Genomic DNA, 20,288 nt, shown 5'->3' with positions numbered 1-20,288 from the left:
CCCGCACGCTTACTTTAGCGAGGTGGAACAATGAACATTCTGATCATTGGCCGCGGAGGCCGTGAACATGCAATCGCCTGGAAGGCATCGCAAAGCAAGCTTGCAGACAAAGTGTTCGCTGCACCTGGAAACGACGGGATGAGCACGGTTGCCGAGCTTGTTGCGATTGAGGAAACGAATACGCGGGAGCTCGTTGCTTTTGCGCTTGAAAATCAAGTGGGCCTTACCATTGTCGGTCCGGAAGTACCGCTTTTAAATGGCGTTGTCGATGCTTTTCAGGAAGCGGGATTGAAGGTTTTCGGCCCGACAAAAGCGGCTGCGCTTATTGAAGGCAGCAAGAAATTCGCCAAGGAACTTATGCAAAAAAACAGCATTCCGACAGCAGCGTATCAGTCCTTTACCTCATTTGAGGAAGCAAAGCAGTATGTCCTTGAAAAAGGAGCGCCAATCGTTATTAAAGCAGATGGTCTCGCGGCAGGAAAAGGCGTGACCGTTGCTCTGACAGTGGAGGAAGCGGTCAATTGTCTCCGGGAATTTCTTGAGGATGCTAAATTCGGAGAGGCGAGCAGCTCGGTCGTCATTGAGGAATTCCTTGAAGGGGAAGAGTTTTCACTAATGGCGTTTGTAAACGGTGAGGACGTTTATCCAATGGTCATCGCCCAGGATCACAAGCGGGCATACGACCACGATGAAGGTCCGAACACAGGCGGCATGGGGGCATATTCACCTGTTCCCCAAATACCGGATGCTTCTGTTTTGCAGGCAGTTGAAACCGTGCTGAAGCCGGCTGCCTGCGGAATGATTGCAAACGGCACCCCATTTACAGGGATTTTGTATGCCGGTCTGATTTTAACGGCTGAAGGTCCCAAGGTGATTGAATTCAACGCACGCTTCGGCGACCCGGAAACACAGGTGGTCCTTCCGCGTCTTGAATCCGATTTGATTGAAGTGCTGCTTGATATTCTCGACGGAAAAAAAGCAGAACTGAAGTGGCGCGATGAAGCGGTGATCGGAGTCGTTCTTGCTTCAAAAGGCTACCCGGATGCGTACATCAAGGGCGAAGCAATCGGTTCGCTTCTGCCGGGGTTTGAGCAGGGGGCGTTGTTCCATGCAGGCACAAAAAAAGAAGACCAGCAGTATGTAACAGACGGCGGCAGAGTCCTTGCAGTCGTCGCATACGGAAGCGATCTGCTTGAAGCGCAGACACAAGTGTATGAATACGTGTCTGAGGTAGCTTCAGATGCCCTGTTCTACCGCAAGGACATCGGAGCAAAAGCGACTAAGCACGTCTTTTCTTAACATACACAAACAGCAGCGCCACAATGCTGCCGATCAGAAGGGCCAGTACAAACGACATGTCAGTCAGGTATTCCATAATCAAGATGTTCACCTCTTTTGATTGATGATCTATTTAAGCAAACCCCCAAATGATGATTTGGGGGTTATTTGTTCTTAGGAAGGGTTATAAGTCTTATCCTCAAACTCCAAATCCTCTTTTTTATACTCCTGATACATAAACGTGAGCGGACAGAAACGCAGGATACCTTCCCCGACTTTCATGGCGCCGAGCAGCATGACAAGCAGGGCAGATTCTTTCCATGGCTTCTTTGAATATTTGGCAGATGCCCATGAGAGCAGGAAAAGTCCAATTGTGATGCGGACCAGGCCATTAACGATGCCGATGTTTGGTTTCATAAAGATCAGACTCCTTTTTTGGTAATTAGTGTCTAGTTCCATCGCTCAACTCCTCTGTCAGAACGGAATCGTCGGCAAAGGCAAAAAGCGCCTTTTCCGCCGCTTCCTTATCTGACTCCCGGAGCTAAACGAGCGATTCCTCTTTTCTTAATTACTGCGTTAATAAATTGAATATGTTACCATAATGAAAAGACCTTCAGGGAGGTGCTGTCATGCCAAAGCCAAATGCTCCGTGGAAGATACGGGAGATCAGAGGCCATATTGATGCAGCTTCCGGACAGAAGCAGCCGGATCTTTTGCTGAAAAATGGTACCTATCTGAACTCTTACTTAAAGAGATGGGTGAAGGCCCATATTTGGATTAAAGATGACCGGATTGTTTATATAGGAAACAATCTGCCTGCTTCCGCAAAAGAAACAGCGGAATGTGAAGGGCTGTTTATTGTACCCGGCTATATAGAGCCGCATGCACACCCGTTTCAACTTTATAATCCCCTTTCTTTCGGAGAGTATGTGTCGCAGTTCGGCACAACAAGCATGATCTGTGATAATTTATTTCTGCTTTTTCAGTCCGATAAAAAGAAAGCGTTTTCTTTTGTGGAGGAAATCAATCGCCGCCAAGTTCAGTATTACTGGTGGGCACGGTTTGACCTGCAAACGGAAGTACCGGATGAAACCGATATTTTATCGCTGGATTTTATGAAAAAATGGATGGATTCTGAATATGTTATTCAAGGCGGCGAATTAACCGGCTGGCCTAAGCTGTTGCAGGATGATGATCTCATGCTGTCGTGGATGAAGGAGATAAAAGGAAAGGGAAAGCGGATAGAGGGGCATTTTCCGGGTGCTTCTGCCGGTACGCTTACCAAAATGAAGCTTTTCGGTGCAGATTGTGACCACGAGGCGATGACAGGCGAAGATGTAGTTGAAAGACTTTCTCTCGGCTATACGGTAGCCCTGCGCCATTCATCCATCAGGCCGGATCTGCCAGAGCTGCTTAAAGGCATACGGGAGAAAGAAATCACTTCGTATGATCACTTCCTTTTTACAACAGACGGATCAACGCCGCATTTTTATAAGGACGGCATGATGGACAGTCTGATAAAAATGGCGATGGAAAGCGGAATTCCTGCAATTGATGCCTACCATATGGCAAGCTTCAATGCCGCCCGTTATTACAGGATGGAAGAAGTGACGGGGGCGGTCGCGCCTGGAAGAATGGCCAATCTGAATATCCTTTCAGCGATTGAACAGCCGCTTCCTGTCAGTGTGCTGGCAAAAGGAAAGTGGCTTAAAAAAGCTGGAGCAGCAGCTGAGTTTCCTCCTTATGACTGGAAACAGACAGGACTTGAACCTCTGCAGCTGAATTGGTCTCTCTCCCTTGATGATCTGCAATTTTCAATGGCTATGGGCCTGAAGATGAAAAATGACGTAATCATCGAGCCATACAGGATCACGGCTGATCATTCCTTGGATGAGCTCAGTGACAGCCACGATGAATGCTTTCTCGCTCTCATTGATAAAAGAGGGAAATGGAGAATCAACACCATGCTGAAAGGATTTGCCTCAAGTCTCGGGGGACTTGCAAGCTCATACTCAACAACAGGTGACATTATTCTCATCGGAAAAAGCAAGCACGATATAATTACTGCTTTTCAGAGGATGAAGGAGCTTGGCGGAGGGATTGTTCTAGCGGAAAAAGGAGACGTTCTGCACGAAATTCCGCTTGGAATATGCGGCGGAGCATCTTTGCAGCCGTTTGAAGAAGTGGTTCAGCAGGAAGAGACGTTCAGAAGGCTTTTGGCGGAAAGAGGCTATCTGTTCGGGGACCCTGTTTACTCCCTGTTTTTCCTCTTATCGACTCATTTGCCTTATATCAGAATAACGCCAGCGGGGATCTATGATGTGCTCAAAAAAATAATACTCTTTCCGCCGATAATGCGTTAAAATATAAAAGGAAGCAAAAGGGGTCAAACTTACGTGAAAACCATCAAGAAGAACTTACAGCGGCTGTTAGCGGCAGTTATGCTGCTCGCATTGTGCACAGCATGCGTTAAAGAAGAGAACAGTGTTCCAAATCCAAGCGTGAAAAAGCAGGAACCATCAGCTCCTGCTGAAGAAGTAAGCAGCTATCCTCTGACGGGTTTTCCTTCAGAGAACATGGGAAACCGTGCTTTTGCCGTGATGATCAACAATCACCCTGCAGCCCGGCCGCAGTCAGGACTCCATAAAGCGGACATTGTCTATGAAGTGCTTGCAGAAGGCAGCATCACAAGGTTTTTAGCCATCTATCAAAGCGAGCTTCCGGAGATGATCGGTCCGGTCCGGAGTGCAAGAGAATATTATGTTGATCTTGCCGACGGCTACAATGCTTTATTCATAAGCCACGGATGGAGCCCTCAGGCGCGCGAACTGCTTGAAGACGGAAACCATGACTTCTTAAACGGTATGTTTTACGACGGCACGCTTTTTGAAAGGGCAGATTTCAGGAAAGCCCCGCACAATTCTTATATCTCATCCGAAAATATAAAAAAAGGTGCAGAGCTGAATAAAGCGGATCTTTCGCAGAGGCCGGACCCGCTGCCGTTTATGAAAACGGCGGAAGGAAAGAAACTTCAGGGGAAATCCGCAACTGAGGCCGTCATCCGCTACGATAAATCTGACACTTTTGAATCGCAGTTTATTTATGACAAACAATCACAGACCTATTTCAGATATAGCACCGAACAGACTAAAGATCTTCAATCAGATGAAGCTGTAGCACCCAGTAATGTACTTATTGCTGAAATGACTCACGAAATTATGGATAAACAAGGAAGAAGGTCCATTAACCTTACGGAGGGCGGCAAAGCAATCCTCCTTCAGCATGGCGTCAGCCGCGAGGTAGAATGGCGCAATGCGGACGGAAGGATCCTTCCGTATCTGAACGGAGAGCAGGTGGAGCTTGTTCCGGGGAAAACATGGATCAGCATCGTGCCCCATCTCAATCAAGTGACCCTCCACTAAATCTTTTAAAAAGGAGAATCAACATGCAAATCGAAAAATTACGGGGAAAAGAACTTGACCAATTATTTGAATCTGTCCTCTCACTTAAAAATCTGGATGAATGCTATCGATTTTTCGATGATCTCTGCACAGTAAACGAAATTCAGTCACTAGCCCAGCGTCTAGAAGTGGCGCGCATGCTCCGCGAAGGCTTTACTTATCATAAAATTGAAACAGAGACAGGCGCAAGCACAGCAACGATCTCGCGTGTTAAACGCTGCCTGAACTACGGCAACGACGCCTATACGATGGCTCTTGAGCGCATCGGCGCACAGGAGCCGAAAGAATCTTAATAGCAAAAAGGCTGAACTTGTTCAGCCTTTTTATTTTGGATTACTTCATATAAAGTTTATTCTAATTACTTAGGCGGCTCTTCAAACCATCCATTTTCAATCATCAGCTTAATTCCTTCATTTGCATAAAAGTAAATATCCTTTCCAATCAAAGCTGTTTTCAGCGAAATGTCGCTGCGCAGACTGAAAATGGTCCCGAAACTGCTGCCGACGAGGCCGAATCCGTTCAGCAGGTAAACGCAGAACATCATCAGTTTTTCCGAAAACGGCGCAACGGCAGAGGAGGTCACGGTGCCGCCTGCTCCTGCTGAGAACTGCACATTGCTCTCCAGAAGCAGTTTTTCGAAGGTTTCAATTTGTTTTTTTGCAAGCTTTCTTCCTTTTAAAAAGTAGTCCTTAATCTCTGGAGTTGCTGAGCACTGCGCAAATCCTGTAACCAGAAGCATGCCGATATTGTTCGTTTCGATGCCGTGATGAAGATTTCCGATTTCAATGTCGTTCAGTGCGCGGCTGTCTTTGAAAAACGGAAAGCCGTCAAGATACGATTCATCTTTAATAAACTCAGCCGTTTTTGGCTTTTCCACCAAAGGCGGGAGGGTTAAAATCCCATTCTCCAAAAGATAATGTGTGGAAAGCTTGTAAACTTTTTGTGTAATTGTCGTAAGTCCTTCATAAATAGACATTACGTCATCGCGGTACGCCATGTTCATATTAAGGGTGTACATCCCCATGCTGACTTCTTTTAAAATGCGGAGAAACATAATGTCAAATCCGTTATCAAATAGCTTTGGGGCCTGCAGGTTTACATCTGTCGCCGTAAATCCCCGTGGAATTGCCACACCTTCCTGCTCAAAAATATCTTTCATTTTGATAACGTAAATACTCAGCTCCTGCCAGAGGCCGCCCATAATATTTTTGGCCTGCTGGTCATCTGATTTTTCCATGAAGTATTCCAATATGCGCAAAATCATTGTTTTTTCCTGGTATGTAAGCCACAGCGTCCCTATTTCGGACGAACTGAGCGGATAATTATTCTTCAAGTTCCATCCCTCCATAGAATTAGTTTCTTCATTGGAAGACAGAATTATGAACATATGAGGCAAAACGTAATCAGATTGTCAAAACCTTCATAGCACCTGTGCGTTTTTTGCAGGGCATTAATTTGATATAATGTTTGAATGGAACCTGATTGTTAGGAGGAACGGCTATGTATGATGTGAGCGAGTGGAAGCATGTATTCAAACTCGATCCCGATAAAGAAATAAGCGACGAGGCACTCGAGAGAATATGTGAGTCAGGAACAGACGCCATCATTGTCGGGGGAAGCGACAATGTGACGATGGATAATGTGTTAAACTTAATGTCCCGAATTAGAAGATACCTTGTGCCGTGTGTGCTAGAAGTATCAGAGATTGAGTCGATCATGCCCGGATTTGATTTGTATTTCATTCCGTCTGTCATGAACAGCAGGGATGCAAAGTGGGTTATGGGGCTGCATCATGAGGCGGTTAAAGAATATGGAGATCTTATGAACTGGGATGAGCTCCTCGTGGAAGGGTACTGCATTCTGAACGGGGACTGCAAAGCAGCAAAGCTCACAGATGCAAGGACTGAATTGACTGCTGATGATGTGGTCTCATACGCCAGACTGGCTGAAAACATGTTTCACATGCCGATTTTCTATCTGGAGTACAGCGGAACTTATGGCGATGTGAATGTTGTGGAAGCGGCAGGCAAAGTGCTTTCTGAGACAAAGCTGTTTTACGGAGGCGGTATTCAGACGCCTGAACAGGCAGCTGAAATGGCCGAGCATGCCGATACAGTTGTTGTCGGCAACATTATTTATGAGAACCTGGAAGCTGCAATGAAAACGGTAAAAGCAGTAAAACCATAATTGCATAACACGCAGGTGTTGAGATAAAATAAGAACATATGTTTGATATAAGGTGGTGTCCGGAACGTGCAATTTTTAACAGATCAATTATTAAATGGCTTGAATGACATGCAAAAGGAAGCGGTCAAGGCAACGGATGGACCGCTCTTAATCATGGCAGGCGCAGGGAGCGGAAAGACAAGCGTTCTCACAAGAAGAATCGCGTACCTGATGGTTGAAAAGGGAGTCGCTCCGTGGAATATCCTTGCGATTACTTTTACAAATAAAGCGGCAAGGGAAATGAAGGAGCGTATCGGAAAGCTGCTTGGACCCGGAGCAGATGATATCTGGATTTCTACCTTCCACTCGATGTGTGTAAGAATTTTAAGGCGTGACATCGACCGGATCGGCATCAGCAGAAACTTCTCGATTCTGGATACGACAGATCAGCTGTCCGTTATTAAGCAGATCTTGAAAGACCGGAATATTGACCCGAAGAAATTTGATCCCCGCAGCCTTCTTGGAAGCATCAGCAGTGCGAAGAATGAACTGATCACTCCCGAGGAATTTGAAAAAACAGCAGGCGGCATGTATGAGCAGGTTGCAAGCGATGTATACAAGGACTATCAGAAAAAACTGCTGAAAAACCAGTCGCTTGATTTTGATGACTTGATTATGACTACGATTCAGCTGTTTCAGCGTGTGCCTGAAGTACTTGAATTTTACCAGCGCAAATTTCAGTATATTCACGTGGATGAGTACCAGGATACGAACAGAGCGCAGTATCTTCTCGTTAAAATGCTTGCATCGCGCTTTCAGAATCTGTGCGTAGTCGGAGACTCTGACCAGTCGATTTACCGCTGGCGCGGAGCAGATATTGCGAATATCCTCTCTTTTGAAAAAGATTATCCGTCTGCCAGTGTGATTCTGCTTGAGCAGAACTACCGCTCGACACAGCGCATTCTTGAAGCGGCAAACGGCGTGATCAAAAACAACATGAACCGCAAGGCGAAAAATCTCTGGACAGAAAACGATGAAGGACAGAAAATCAGCTACTACCGCGCGGACAGCGAGTCGGCGGAAGGACAGTTTGTGGCGGGCAAAATCAATCAGCTTGTCTCCTCTCAGGGAAGAAAGCTTTCAGACTTTGCGATTCTTTACAGAACGAACGCCCAGTCCCGTGTCATCGAGGAAATTCTGCTGAAGTCGAACATCAATTACACGATTGTCGGCGGCATCAAGTTCTATGACAGAAAAGAGATTAAGGATATCCTCGCTTATATGAGACTGATTGCAAACCCGGATGATGACATCAGTCTGGCGCGCGTCATAAACGTGCCGAAACGCGGTGTTGGAGCGACTTCCGTTGACCGGATTGCCCAGTATGCAGCAGACAATGATCTGTCCCTCTTCGGGGCGATTGAACAGATTGAGTTTGCCGGCGTCAGTGCACGTGTAGTAAGTGCCATGGTTGATTTCCGTGAACTGATCCGGAACATGGCCAATATGCAGGACTACCTGTCTGTCACGGAGCTTGCAGAAGAAGTGATTGAGAAAACAGGCTACCGCGAGATGCTGAAAACGGAGAAAACGATTGAAGCGCAAAGCCGCCTTGAGAATATCGACGAGTTCCTGTCTGTTACGCAGAACTTTGAAAAGAACAGTGAGGATAAGAGCCTTGTTGCCTTCCTGACCGATCTTGCTTTAGTGGCGGATATTGATAAATTAGATGATGATGAGGAAGCCTCTAAAGAAGCGGTCGTGTTAATGACCCTTCATTCTGCCAAGGGCCTTGAGTTCCCGGTTGTCTTTCTGATGGGCGTTGAAGAAGGCGTCTTCCCTCACAGCCGTTCTCTTATGGAAGAAGCGGAAATGGAAGAGGAGCGCCGCCTTGCCTATGTAGGCATTACCCGTGCAGAAAAAGAGCTGTTTATTACAAATGCGAAAATGAGGACTCTCTTCGGCCGGACGAGCATGAACCCCGAATCAAGATTTATATCTGAAATTCCGTCTGCACTGATTGAAAATCTGAATGAAGTGAAAAAGAGCCCTTCGCCATTTGGTGCAAAAGCACGGCCTGAACGGAGACCTGCCGTTACAAGACCGATTGCAGCCTCTACAGGCGGAGATGAAATCGCCTGGAGCGTCGGCAGCAAGGCAGAACATAAAAAATGGGGCATCGGCACTGTTGTCAGCGTAAAAGGCGAAGGAGAGGGCAAGGAGCTTGATATTGCATTCCCAAGCCCTGTCGGCATCAAACGCCTGCTTGCTAAATTTGCTCCTATTAAAAAAGTACAGTAGTGAAAGGATTGGACCAAGGGATGGATATGAATACAGCCAAACAGCGTGCAGAAACCCTGCATGACTTATTAAACAAGTACAACTATGAATATCACGTGCTGGATAAACCGACTGTTCCGGATTCTGAATACGATCAGCTTTTGCATGAGCTGATTGACATTGAAGAACGTTTCCCTGAATTCAAGACTCCGGATTCCCCGACTCAGCGGGTTGGCGGCGAGATTCTTGAAGGCTTTAAAAAGGTTCAGCATCAGACACCTATGCTCAGTCTCGGAAATGCGTTCAATGAGCAGGATCTCCGCGATTTTGATCGCCGTGTGAGGCAGGCAGTCGGTGATGATGTTCACTATATGGTTGAGCTTAAAATTGACGGTCTGGCTGTTTCCCTTACTTATGAAAATGGAGCATTCGTGCGCGGTGCAACACGGGGGGACGGTACGACCGGCGAAGATATTACCGAAAACCTGAAAACCATCCGGTCCATTCCGCTGAAGCTTAAGAAAAACCTTTCCATCGAGGTGCGCGGCGAAGCCTATATGCCGAAATCCTCTTTTGAAAAATTAAACGAAGTGAAAATACAGCTCGAGGAAGAGCCGTTTGCCAACCCGCGAAATGCCGCGGCAGGCTCTCTCCGCCAGCTGGATCCTAAAATTGCAGCGAAACGAAATCTGAATATTTTCGTCTATAGTATTGCAGACCTCGGGGAAGAAACAGGCGCCAAAACCCAGAGTGCTGGCCTTGATGCGCTTGAAGAACTTGGTTTTAAGACCAATACCGAACGCCGGAGATGCGAATCAATTGATGAAGTCATCGAGCTGATTGCAGCCCATCAGGAAAAACGGACAAGTCTGCCGTATGAGATCGACGGGATTGTCATAAAAGTGGATTCCATTGAACAGCAGAAAGCTCTCGGATTTACGGCAAAAAGCCCGCGCTGGGCGATTGCGTACAAGTTTCCTGCCGAGGAAGTCATGACAAAGCTGCTTGATATTGAACTCAATGTGGGACGAACGGGCGTGGTGACGCCGACTGCGATTCTTGAGCCGGTCCGTGTTGCCGGCACGACAGTCAAACGTGCATCCCTGCACAATGAAGACCTGATCCGTGAAAAAGACATTCGCCTTGGCGACTATGTCATTGTGAAAAAAGCGGGGGACATTATTCCGGAAGTCGTAAACGTCCTGCCTGAGCACAGAACTGGGGACGAAACAGAATTTACTATGCCGACCCACTGTCCTGAGTGCGAAAGTGAGCTAGTGCGGATTGAAGGGGAGGTCGCACTCCGCTGCATCAATCCAAAATGTCCGGCTCAAATCCGCGAAGGACTTATTCACTTCGTCTCCCGAAACGCAATGAACATTGACGGTCTTGGAGAACGCGTCATTGCCCAGCTTTTCAAGGAAAACCTGATTGAAGATGTAGCGGATCTTTACCGCCTACAGAGAGAACAGCTTCTGGAGCTTGAGCGGATGGGCGAAAAATCAGCGGACAACCTTCTGCAGGCAATTGAAAACTCCAAAAAGAATTCCCTTGAGAGACTTCTGTTCGGGCTTGGCATCCGCTTTATCGGGGCAAAGGCAGCAAAGACGCTTGCGCAGCATTTTGAGACGATGGACCGGTTGCAATCTGCCTCAAGGGATGAGATTATTGCAGTTGATGAAATCGGGGACAAAATGGCGGACGCCGTTGTTACTTATTTTGACCAGGAAGAAATGAATGAACTGATTTCAGAGCTCAAATCCTGCGGCGTGAATATGTCATATCTCGGTCCAAAGCTTGTAAGACCTGAGGAATCCGATTCCTTCTTTGCAGGCAAGACTGTCGTGCTGACAGGGAAGCTTGAGCAGATGTCCCGCAATGAAGCGAAAGAGAAAATTGAAGCGCTAGGCGGCAAGGCAGCGGGAAGCGTAAGCAAGAAAACAGATCTGGTCGTAGCCGGGGAAGATGCAGGCAGCAAGCTTGCAAAAGCGCAGGAGCTGGGCATTGAGATTTGGGATGAAGAGCGCTTAATTGAAGAGCTGAAAAAATAGATTTCTTTCTGAGGAGAAACTAAAAGAGGTGTGTTCCAACTTGAAAAAAGGAATAGTTATACTGCTTGCAGGCTGCCTGTTTTTGTCAGCCTGCGCACCGAGCTTTGGTGAAGAGGAGGAGCTTGTACAGGAAACGGAAGATGATTCAACAGAAAAAGCGATCATTCCAAAGTACAACATTTCAGACTCCTACTATAAAATGATCCTGCCTTTTAAAGAGGGCAAAGCTAGAGGTCTTGTTGCAGAGAATATTAACACCCGTCTTGATATTGATGAGTTTGAAACAGGCCTCATGAGAATGGCTCAGGAAGAATTCCCGCCTGATAACCATCTGTATCAGGAAGGACAGTACCTGGATGAGAAAACAGTCCGTTCATGGCTTGGAAGAAAGCTTGAAGGAAAAGAGCTTGAAGATAAGAAAAAAAGTGACAAGAATTTTAAAAATGAAGGACTTAACCCGCCGAAATCATCAGAAGGCGATTATATCCAGCAGAACGAAAAAAGCCCGATTTATTTGGCTCATATGCTTGAGCATAACTACTTGGTCCGAAAAGGCGAAAATACGGTCGAGCTGGGGGGAGTCGTCATCGGACTTGCGATGAACTCAGTTCATTATTACCGTGAAGCCGTAGGAGAGCCTCAGCGTGAGTACAAAATTCCTGACAGCCAGTTAGAGGCAGAAGGCAAGAAAATGGCCGCAGAGGTCATCAAGCGCGTCAGAAGCCAAAAAGGCCTTGAAAGAGTGCCTGTGGTCATTGCCCTTTATAAACAGGCACCAAAATCCTCGATCGTGCCAGGCAGCTTTATTGCAAGCACTGTCGTTGACGGAGGAAGCAGTTCAATCGGCAAATGGGACAGCGTAAATGAAGAATACGTCTTCTTCCCGTCACCTGAAGGAACGGAAAACTACCGCGAGGATGCCAACTTGTTTGAACGCTTCAAACAGGACATTGACGACTTCTTCCCGAACTACACAGGTGTTATCGGCAAAGCCTTCTACAAAGGCGAAGAGATGCAGGAACTGAAAATTGACATTCCGATGCAGTTTTACGGAAAATCAGAAGTGATTGCATTTACGCAGTTTGCAACAGGTAAAGTCGTGGACTACTTCCCGGACTACGTTTCGGTTGAAGTAAACATTACCTCCACAAGCGGCCAGGAAGCCCTGATCGTCCGCAAGCCGGGCCAGGAAAAACCGACTGTGCATATTTATCAATAAGAGTAAAAGCCATCCTGCGGTATGCGGGGTGGCTTTTTTTTTATGTATCTGTTGCTTACTAAAAAGTCATTCGAACTCTGTCTAAAGCAGTGATCTCTGGTTAAAAACGATTAGAAAAGGCTGAAAACCATGCTGGGTGCGCCTGGCAGGATAATCTGCATGGCCGAATGGCATGGATTCGTGCCTTACAATCCAAACTGAACGTTCAACAATCCGAACTCTTTCTCTAACAATCCAAAAACACCTTCTAACAATCCAAATCAGCGCTTTAACAATCCAAACGCTTACAGACTGAGCAGCAGAGGGGTATAATACACTTAAACAAACGTTTAATTAATAGGTGATACTATGCAGCACAATGAACAGCGAACAAAGGCGTTTCTTTTATTGACCGGAATTCTATTTCTCTTCAGCATGCTGACATTCATGATCCCAATACCCGGTCTCCTGAAGGATGCCGTCTTCTTTGCCGGATTTGTCCTTGCCTGCATCATTCATTTCCACTTTAAAAGAAAACAAAAAGAAACCGCCTGAAAACAGGCGGTTTCTGCATACCTTATTTTGTTTCTTCTTCAAGCGTTTCTTCCATTTCCGTAAACACGTTCTGAACGCGTTTTGAAGGTCTGCTTGTAATCAAGCTGACAACATAGACAGCGATTAAGCTCAGGAAGAATCCAGGAATCATTTCGTATACCGTTTCTTTCAGTACCGGTACGTTTACCCAGATCAATACGGTTACGGCACCGACGATCATTCCGGCCAGTGCGCCCCACTTGGTCATGCGTTTCCAGTACAAGCTCAGGAGAACGGCTGGTCCAAATGCAGAACCGAATCCGGCCCATGCATATCCGACGAGTGACAGGATTGTGTCACTAGGTTTAAGTGATAAGAGTACACCTACAACGGCTACCAGAAGTACGGCAAGCCTTCCGATTAGAACGAGCTCTTTGTCAGATGCATTTTTCTTTAAAAACGTTTTGTAAAAATCTTCAGTCAGAGCACTTGCAGTAACAAGCAGCTGTGATGAAATGGTGCTCATAATGGCTGCAAGAATGGCTGCAAGCAAAAATCCGGTAATAAACGGATGGAAAAGAACCTGAGAAAATTTAATGAAGATGGTTTCAGGATCTGCAAGGCTTGTGCCTGTCTCAGCAATATATGCAATTCCGACGAGGCCTGTAAGCATTGCACCGATGATGGATATAATCATCCAGCCCATTCCGATTCTTCTGGCCGGCTTTAACTCTTTAATGGATGATATGGCCATAAAGCGTACAATAATGTGAGGCTGTCCAAAATAGCCTAAACCCCATGCGAGGAATCCAAGAATTCCAAGCACGGACGTTCCTTTAAAGATGTCCGTATATGTCGGATCAATTTCACGGACCACATCAAACGTAGGACCTACTCCGCCAAGCTCCATGAAAGCCACAACCGGCACAAGGATAAGGGCAAAGAACATGATAAGACCCTGAACAAAGTCTGTCAGGCTTACTGCAAGGAATCCTCCAAACAGGGTATAGACCATGACAACACCTGCTGTAAGCAGCATTCCAAACATGTAATCTGCTTTAAATGCCGATTCAAACAGCAGTCCTCCGGATACCAATCCTGCAGACGTGTAAAGGGTAAAGAAAATAACGATGACAATTGCAGAAACGAATCGTAGCATGCGTGATGTGTCTTTAAAGCGGTTTTCAAAGTAATCCGGTATTGTAATAGAGTCGTTTGCCACCTCTGTATAGGTGCGCAGGCGCGGAGCCACAAGGATATAGTTCAGGTATGCGCCGACAGTCAGACCGACTGCTAACCACATACTTGATAATCCAGTAGTATACATGGCACCCGGAAGACCCATCAGCATCCAGCCGCTCATATCAGATGCTCCTGCTGACAATGCTGTCACAGCCGGGCCAAGTCCCCGTCCTCCAAGCATGTAGCCTGATACATCATTTGTAGATTTTCTGAAGGCATAAAATCCAATCAGGAGCATGCCTGCAAAATAAATTCCCAGTGATAAAATTGTTGCTAGTTCCACCAAATCTCTCCTTTGACTTTAGTGATCGTGTAATAAAAAGAACCATAAATTTCTAACCGTTCAGCCCTACGGTTACTTAACCTAACAAACTATTTCCCGCGTTTCAAGGATTTGAAACAGAAACGGCGCGGGTTCAAACCCTTGAGACGTACACAGCTTGTACAGGTAAGCGCTTTCTCTATTTTATTAAAGTAAAACTTTTCAGAAAAATCAAACGAAGTCACTTTCCGTTTCATACACAGCTATTATGTGCATTCCGGCACAAAACAAATCCCATTTTTCATCATAGGCAATTTGCTCTTTTCCTACATATGATAAATAGACAAAACTGAGCGTATGAGAGGGATGAAAATGGAGAATAACCGAAAAGATCCAATGCGCATGATCAATGAATTTTTTGAGGCGCGTCCAAAACGGTCGCTTCTGGGAAATATAGACGAATACTTCAAACAATCATTTTCACCGAAGGGAATTCCGCTTTCAATGGAAGAAAAGGATGATTCGTTTCTAGTAAAAGCCGAGCTTCCGGGAGTTGAGAGGGAAAACATCAAGTTAACAATCGAGGACGGCCATCTGATCATTACAGTAAAAGGGGAAAAGGATGAAAAGGAATCACTTCAAATGCCGCCGTCTGCCTTAGTAAAAAAGTTAAAGGCAAATTACCGGAATGGTATGCTGAAAGTCGTCATTCCCAAAAAACCGCCCACTGACGTGAAAATTGATTAGGTATTTTACTTCAGTAAAAAATCTTTTAGTATAATTCAATTTTTACTTGCTTGAATGTGTAAAAACGTACTGGAACAAGGCAGAGAAGCAATTTTCTCTGTCATTTTTTTGTTTTTAGAATTATTTAAGTAAAATAAAAGGTAAAATAACTAAAATTTTTAGTTAAATTTTACTTGAAATGTTCAGTCAATTCATCTAAAATAAGTTTTGTAAACGATTTCATTTTGCGGTCAAAAAAGATGAATTAGGGGGTAAAGCATGAAAAAGGCAATAAGTTTGATCTGTATGGTTCTGATTATCGGCATGCTGTCAGCTTGTTCTGGAGGCAATTCCGAAAAGACAAGCAAAGATGACAACAAATTAACGGCATGGGCATGGAACATCAACGTCCCTGTTCTTGAAGCAGCGGCTGAGCGCTATAAAAAAGAAAACCCGGACTTCGAGCTTGAGATTGTAGAACTTGGGCGCGAAGATGTGTATCAGAAATTAACTACAGGCCTGCAAGCAGGCGGTCAGGGTCTTCCTGATATCGTACTGGTAGAGGACGACCGTATTCAAGGGTATGCAGAAGCGTATCCGAAAGCATTTCTTGATCTGAAAAAATACGGTTTTGAGGAACAAAAAGATAAGTTCCCGACAAGCAAAACCGATCTTCTGACTGTAAACGACAAGGTCGTCGGCTTCCCGTTTGACGGCGGTCCGACAGGTGTCTTCTACAGAACGGATATGTTTGAAGAAGCAGGCGTGAAAGCGGAAGACATTGAGACGTGGGATCAGTTCATTGAAGCAGGTAAAACCATTAAAGAAAAGACAGGCAAAGCAATGCTTGGTCTTGATCTGAACGGTGACGACGGTCTTTACCGGATGATGATGAACCAGCAGGGATCTTTGTACTTTGATGACAAAGGCGAGCTTGTTCTTACATCTGAACAGTCTATGAATGCAGCTAAAGTGATTAAACAACTTAAAGATGAAGGATTAGTTAAAAATACAGTTGGCTGGGATGCATGGATCAGTGCAATGGTCAGCGGTGAAGTAGCGACTGCTCCATCAGGCGCATGGCTATCCGGCTCGATTACCGGACAAGGCAAAGATACATCAGGCAAGTGGGGCGTGATTCCGCTTCCGGCATTTGAAGAAGGCGGCAACCGTGCATCCAACCTTGGCGGAAGCAACTACGTCATCATGGAAAACACAAACATGAAACAGGAGGCCTATGACTTCCTTGAGTTCTTCTCAACAGACGAAGAAACACAGCTTGAAGCGATGAAGGGCGGACTGTTCCCGACTCTGAACACAATCTATGACGAGCAGGTCTTCACTGAAGAGCAGGAGTTCTTTACAAATCAGCCGATCTGGCAGACATTCACACAGCAAATGGACAGCATTCCGTCTGTTAACTATACAGGCAACTACTCTGTTGCAATGGATGAGTCCATTAAAGCACAGTCAGAAGCTGTCAGCGGAAAAGTATCCATTGAGGATGCCTACAAAGCTGCAGAAGACAGACTGAAAAACAGAGTCAAATAATACTTTGAAAATGAAAAAAGAAAGGGCCGAATCTGATTCTGCCCTTTCGTAATTTAAGGTGGGATCTCGCATGAGTCAAACACGATTATTTCCTTATATGTTTATCGCCCCTGCAGTTATACTCTTTCTCGTTTTTACCGTTTATCCAATCTTTGCTTCACTGTTGCTGAGCTTTCAGACGTTTGAAGCAGGGGAATATATTTTTACCGGCCTTGATAACTACATTACGCTTTTTAATGACACGATTTTCAGAAAAGCCCTGATGAACACGTTCATAATCTTCATCGTGCAGGTGCCGATCATGCTGCTTCTTGCACTCATCTTATCGAATGTGCTGAACAGCGGGCTCCTTCGCCTGAAAGGATTTTTCAGAGTATCGTTTTTCCTTCCGGCGGTAACATCTCTTGTTGCGTATTCAATCCTTTTCTCCATCATGCTCCAGGAGGAAGGCATCATTAATACAGTCGTCGGTTTCTTCGGTCTGGAAGCGATTCCATGGCTGTCGGACAGTTTTTGGGCAAAAGCTTCCATCATCCTTGCGATGACATGGAGATGGACAGGATATAACATGGTCATTTTCCTTGCTGCTCTTCAAAACATTCCAAACGATATGTACGAGGCAGCTTCACTCGACGGCGCGGGGAAAATCAGACAGTTTTTCTACATTACAATCCCGCAGCTTAAGCCGGTTATTCTTTTCGCTGCAACCCTATCAACAATCGGAACGCTGCAGCTTTTTGATGAACCGTTCAACTTAACAAAAGGCGGACCGGCCGATTCAACGATGACTCTCGGTCTGTATATTTACCAGAATGGATTTGAGTTCTTCCAGTTCGGCTACGCATCGGCAGTCGCTTATGTTGTTGTTATTTTAGTGGGTATTCTCACATTTATTCAATTCAAATTGGCAGGTGATCGATGATGAATGCTGAAACAACCAACCAGATTCAATCAACGTTCGTAACAGGGACAAAGAAAAAGCGCAGCAGGTCGCTGCCGCAGAAAATTGGCATGTACGCCATTTTAATCCTGTTTATGATCATCTCGATTTTCCCGTTTTACTGGATGTTTATCGGGGCGACAAATGAATCGGGCAAGATGTTCACAAACCCGCCTACACTCACGCCCGGCGATCAGCTGATGACGAACTTCCAGAACCTGAATGCATCGATCAACATTCCTCAGGTGATGTTCAATTCGCTGTTTGTGTCTCTCTTATATGTAGTTGCGGCACTTGCTGTTTGTTCGCTTGCCGCCTATGCACTTGCAAAATTCGAATTTAAAGGCAGAAACTTTATTTTCACAGCGTTCCTTTTATCAATGATGATTCCGTATCAGGCAACGATGATTCCGCTGTTCCGCATGATGTCAGAGCTGAATCTTTTAAATACGTATTTTGCGGTCATCGCGCCGCAGCTTTGCTATCCGTTTGCAATCTTTCTTTTAAGACAGAACTTCCTTGCGTTCCCGACGGAGCTGATCGAAGCGGCAAGACTTGACGGTGCAGGAGAACTCAAGATTTTCTTCAAAGTTGTGGCTCCATCCATGCGCCCGGCGCTTGCTGCCGCATCCATCTTCCTGTTCATGACGCAATGGAACAACTTTATGTGGCCGCTTGTTATTCTGAACGATGCGGGCATGTACACGTTCCCTGTCGCACTATCGACACTGATGGGTCTTTCTTATATTGACTACGGCCAGGTGATGATGGGTGTATCCATTGCAACCGTTCCAATTATCGTTTTCTTCTTGGTGCTGCAGAAGCAGTTTATCTCAGGAATGCTTGGAAGCGCTGTTAAATAGGGGGAAAACAAAATGCTGACAACAAAGGGGAACCACTTTTATTTAAACGGAGAACCGTTTCAGATCCTATCGGGAAGCATTCATTATTTCCGCGTTGTTCCCGAGTACTGGGAGGACCGGCTGCTGAAACTGAAGCAGCTCGGTCTGAACACAGTCGAAACGTATATTCCGTGGAATGTCCATGAACCGAAAAAAGGCCAGTACTGCTTTGAAGCCATGGCAGATCTTGAAGGCTTTATTAAAAAAGCAGAAGAGCTTGGTCTGTATGTCATTCTCAGACCGGCACCTTACATTTGTGCCGAGTGGGAATTCGGAGGCTTTCCCGGCTGGCTTCTGAAAGAGCCTGGCATGGTGCTCCGAAGCTCAGATCCAGTGTTCTTTGATCATCTGGCATCGTACTTTGATGTGCTGCTGCCGAAAATTGTGCCGCATCTATCGTCAAACGGCGGCCCGGTCATTGCCGTACAGGTGGAAAATGAGTACGGCGCCTACGGAAATGACCTGCAGTATCTGAATGCATCAGCAGATCTTTTTAAAAAAGCAGGCATTGATGTTCTGCTCTTCACCTCGGACGGACCCGAATTCATTCAGCACGGCTCCATGCAGGATGCTGTGACAACCTTGAATTTCGGCTCCCGCTCGGGGGAAGCCTTTGCCGCACTCGAAACGTTTCGACCAAACTCCCCGAAAATGTGTGCCGAATTTTGGATTGGCTGGTTCGATCATTGGGGGGGAGAGCATCACACGCGGGAAGCCGCTGATGTTGCTGCAGAATATGAAAAAATGATCTCACAGGGTGCGTCCGTGAATTTCTATATGTTCCATGGCGGAACAAATTTCGGTTTTATGAACGGCGCCAACCATTATGAGTTCTACACGCCGACCATTACAAGCTATGACTATGATGCTCTTTTAACCGAATGGGGAGACCCTGGTGAAAAGTACTTTGCGGTAAAAAACGTTCTTTCAAAATACAGAGAAGTACCGGAGGAAAATCCGGCACCTTCTGTTAAGAAAAGCTACGGCAAAGTGAATCTGGACGCCAAGATGAGCGTGTTTGATTATATCAGCACACTGGAGCCTAAAACGGTTATCGCTCCGAAACCGATGGAGGAGCTCGACCAGAATTACGGCTATATTCTTTATAAAACAGTGATTACGAAACAGGGCGACCTTGAAATGGACACCGCGCCGATTCGCGACAGAGCGTTTATCTATATCAACGGAAAGCTTGAACGCACCATATACCGGAATGATCCGGAAAAAACGATTACCCTTTCGTTTCCACATGAGGAAAACATACTTGAGGTATTCGTGGAAAACATGGGCCGCGTAAACTACGGCAAGCACTTAAAGGACAAAAAAGGCATCACTGAAAATCTCTGGATCGGAAATCAGTACTGGTTCCACTGGGAGGTTTATCCGCTTGAGATGGATGATGCGGATTTTGCTTTTATAGAAGGAAAAGACGAACGCTATCCGCGCTTTTACAAAGGGGAGATGACGGCAGACGCGCCGGCAGATACCTTTATTGATCTTGAAGGATGGACAAAAGGAAATGTCTGGGTAAACGGGTTTAACCTCGGACGCTACTGGGTGACAGAAGGTCCGCAGCAGCGTCTGTACGTTCCGGGCCCGCTTTTGAAACAAGGAAAGAATGACATTCTCGTGATGGAGCTTGAGGGTAATGAAACCTGCTGCATCACGTTTACGGACGAACCAAAACTCGGCTAAAG

General features: G+C 45.9%; 18 protein-coding genes. 13 read left to right on the top strand and 5 right to left on the bottom strand.

Features of this window, described 5'->3' with window-relative positions; genetic code table 11:
* Positions 1 to 30 precede the first annotated feature (30 nt).
* The gene (gene purD / locus MHB63_07130) at positions 31 to 1,299 is read left to right on the top strand and encodes a phosphoribosylamine--glycine ligase (GenBank protein MEK3806356.1); all 1,269 of its coding nucleotides are present in this window, start codon (positions 31 to 33) and stop codon (positions 1,297 to 1,299) included.
* Here purD and MHB63_07125 read toward each other — a convergent pair.
* Positions 1,280 to 1,375, bottom strand: a complete 96-nt coding sequence (locus MHB63_07125) for an EYxxD motif small membrane protein (GenBank protein MEK3806355.1) — start codon at positions 1,373 to 1,375, stop codon at positions 1,280 to 1,282. The two genes, purD and MHB63_07125, sit on opposite strands and share 20 nt — an antisense overlap.
* Positions 1,376 to 1,452: 77 nt before the next feature.
* Complete coding sequence (locus MHB63_07120; GenBank protein ID MEK3806354.1) at positions 1,453 to 1,695, bottom strand: DUF2892 domain-containing protein; 243 nt, start codon at positions 1,693 to 1,695, stop codon at positions 1,453 to 1,455.
* A 212-nt stretch (positions 1,696 to 1,907) separates the two neighbouring features.
* On the opposite strand from MHB63_07120, the gene MHB63_07115 reads away from it, so the two are divergent.
* From MHB63_07115 to MHB63_07105, 3 genes are read left to right on the top strand one after another with little or no spacing between them, the layout of a single operon-like run.
* Positions 1,908 to 3,641 (top strand): adenine deaminase C-terminal domain-containing protein, encoded by a 1,734-nt coding sequence (locus tag MHB63_07115; GenBank protein MEK3806353.1) that lies wholly within the window; start codon positions 1,908 to 1,910, stop codon positions 3,639 to 3,641.
* 33 nt (positions 3,642 to 3,674) lie between these two features.
* The gene (locus tag MHB63_07110; protein MEK3806352.1) at positions 3,675 to 4,700 is read left to right on the top strand and encodes a DUF3048 domain-containing protein; all 1,026 of its coding nucleotides are present in this window, start codon (positions 3,675 to 3,677) and stop codon (positions 4,698 to 4,700) included.
* A 23-nt stretch (positions 4,701 to 4,723) separates the two neighbouring features.
* The gene (locus tag MHB63_07105) at positions 4,724 to 5,032 is read left to right on the top strand and encodes a YerC/YecD family TrpR-related protein (protein MEK3806351.1); all 309 of its coding nucleotides are present in this window, start codon (positions 4,724 to 4,726) and stop codon (positions 5,030 to 5,032) included.
* 65 nt (positions 5,033 to 5,097) lie between these two features.
* Here MHB63_07105 and MHB63_07100 read toward each other — a convergent pair whose 3' ends face one another.
* The gene (locus MHB63_07100; GenBank protein MEK3806350.1) at positions 5,098 to 6,072 is read right to left on the bottom strand and encodes a DUF3231 family protein; all 975 of its coding nucleotides are present in this window, start codon (positions 6,070 to 6,072) and stop codon (positions 5,098 to 5,100) included.
* Positions 6,073 to 6,239: 167 nt separating this feature from the next.
* Here MHB63_07100 and MHB63_07095 point away from each other — a divergent pair, with 167 nt between their 5' ends.
* The 4 genes from MHB63_07095 to MHB63_07080 all read left to right on the top strand — a co-directional run bounded on the left by MHB63_07095 (position 6,240) and on the right by MHB63_07080 (position 12,455).
* A complete protein-coding gene (locus MHB63_07095; GenBank protein MEK3806349.1) occupies positions 6,240 to 6,926 on the top strand; it encodes a heptaprenylglyceryl phosphate synthase in 687 nt (228 codons plus the stop codon).
* Between the two features lie 66 nt (positions 6,927 to 6,992).
* On the top strand, positions 6,993 to 9,206 hold the full coding sequence (gene pcrA, locus MHB63_07090) for a DNA helicase PcrA (protein ID MEK3806348.1): 2,214 nt from the start codon (positions 6,993 to 6,995) through the stop codon (positions 9,204 to 9,206).
* Positions 9,207 to 9,226: 20 nt separating this feature from the next.
* Entirely contained in the window at positions 9,227 to 11,236 is a 2,010-nt protein-coding gene (gene ligA, locus MHB63_07085) for an NAD-dependent DNA ligase LigA (protein ID MEK3806347.1), read from the top strand.
* A 40-nt stretch (positions 11,237 to 11,276) separates the two neighbouring features.
* Positions 11,277 to 12,455, top strand: a complete 1,179-nt coding sequence (locus tag MHB63_07080; protein MEK3806346.1) for a CamS family sex pheromone protein — start codon at positions 11,277 to 11,279, stop codon at positions 12,453 to 12,455.
* 399 nt (positions 12,456 to 12,854) lie between these two features.
* Here MHB63_07080 and MHB63_07075 read toward each other — a convergent pair whose 3' ends face one another.
* Together MHB63_07075 and putP are read right to left on the bottom strand one after the other, a co-directional pair.
* Positions 12,855 to 13,031, bottom strand: coding sequence for a hypothetical protein (locus MHB63_07075; protein MEK3806345.1), 177 nt, complete (start codon positions 13,029 to 13,031; stop codon positions 12,855 to 12,857).
* Positions 13,012 to 14,493 (bottom strand): sodium/proline symporter PutP, encoded by a 1,482-nt coding sequence (putP, locus tag MHB63_07070; GenBank protein ID MEK3806344.1) that lies wholly within the window; start codon positions 14,491 to 14,493, stop codon positions 13,012 to 13,014. The genes MHB63_07075 and putP overlap by 20 nt, the downstream gene beginning before the upstream one ends.
* A gap of 351 nt (positions 14,494 to 14,844) precedes the next feature.
* Here putP and MHB63_07065 point away from each other — a divergent pair, with 351 nt between their 5' ends.
* The 5 genes from MHB63_07065 (at position 14,845) to MHB63_07045 (ending at position 20,286) form a co-directional block, all read left to right on the top strand.
* Entirely contained in the window at positions 14,845 to 15,219 is a 375-nt protein-coding gene (locus MHB63_07065) for an Hsp20/alpha crystallin family protein (GenBank protein ID MEK3806343.1), read from the top strand.
* A gap of 258 nt (positions 15,220 to 15,477) precedes the next feature.
* Positions 15,478 to 16,749, top strand: coding sequence for a sugar ABC transporter substrate-binding protein (locus MHB63_07060; protein ID MEK3806342.1), 1,272 nt, complete (start codon positions 15,478 to 15,480; stop codon positions 16,747 to 16,749).
* Positions 16,750 to 16,819: 70 nt separating this feature from the next.
* Positions 16,820 to 17,671, top strand: a complete 852-nt coding sequence (locus tag MHB63_07055; protein ID MEK3806341.1) for a sugar ABC transporter permease — start codon at positions 16,820 to 16,822, stop codon at positions 17,669 to 17,671.
* Positions 17,672 to 17,760: 89 nt separating this feature from the next.
* Positions 17,761 to 18,552: a carbohydrate ABC transporter permease gene (locus tag MHB63_07050; protein ID MEK3806340.1), complete on the top strand. Its 792-nt coding sequence runs from the start codon at positions 17,761 to 17,763 to the stop codon at positions 18,550 to 18,552.
* A gap of 12 nt (positions 18,553 to 18,564) precedes the next feature.
* Positions 18,565 to 20,286: a beta-galactosidase gene (locus tag MHB63_07045; protein MEK3806339.1), complete on the top strand. Its 1,722-nt coding sequence runs from the start codon at positions 18,565 to 18,567 to the stop codon at positions 20,284 to 20,286.
* Positions 20,287 to 20,288: the final 2 nt, after the last annotated feature.

It is taken from the genome of Bacillus sp. FSL H8-0547, from assembly GCA_038002745.1.
Taxonomy (GTDB): domain Bacteria; phylum Bacillota; class Bacilli; order Bacillales; family Bacillaceae; genus Bacillus_P.
The sequence above is the reverse complement of the archived record's forward strand: the minus strand, read 5'-3'. Positions and strand labels throughout refer to the sequence as shown.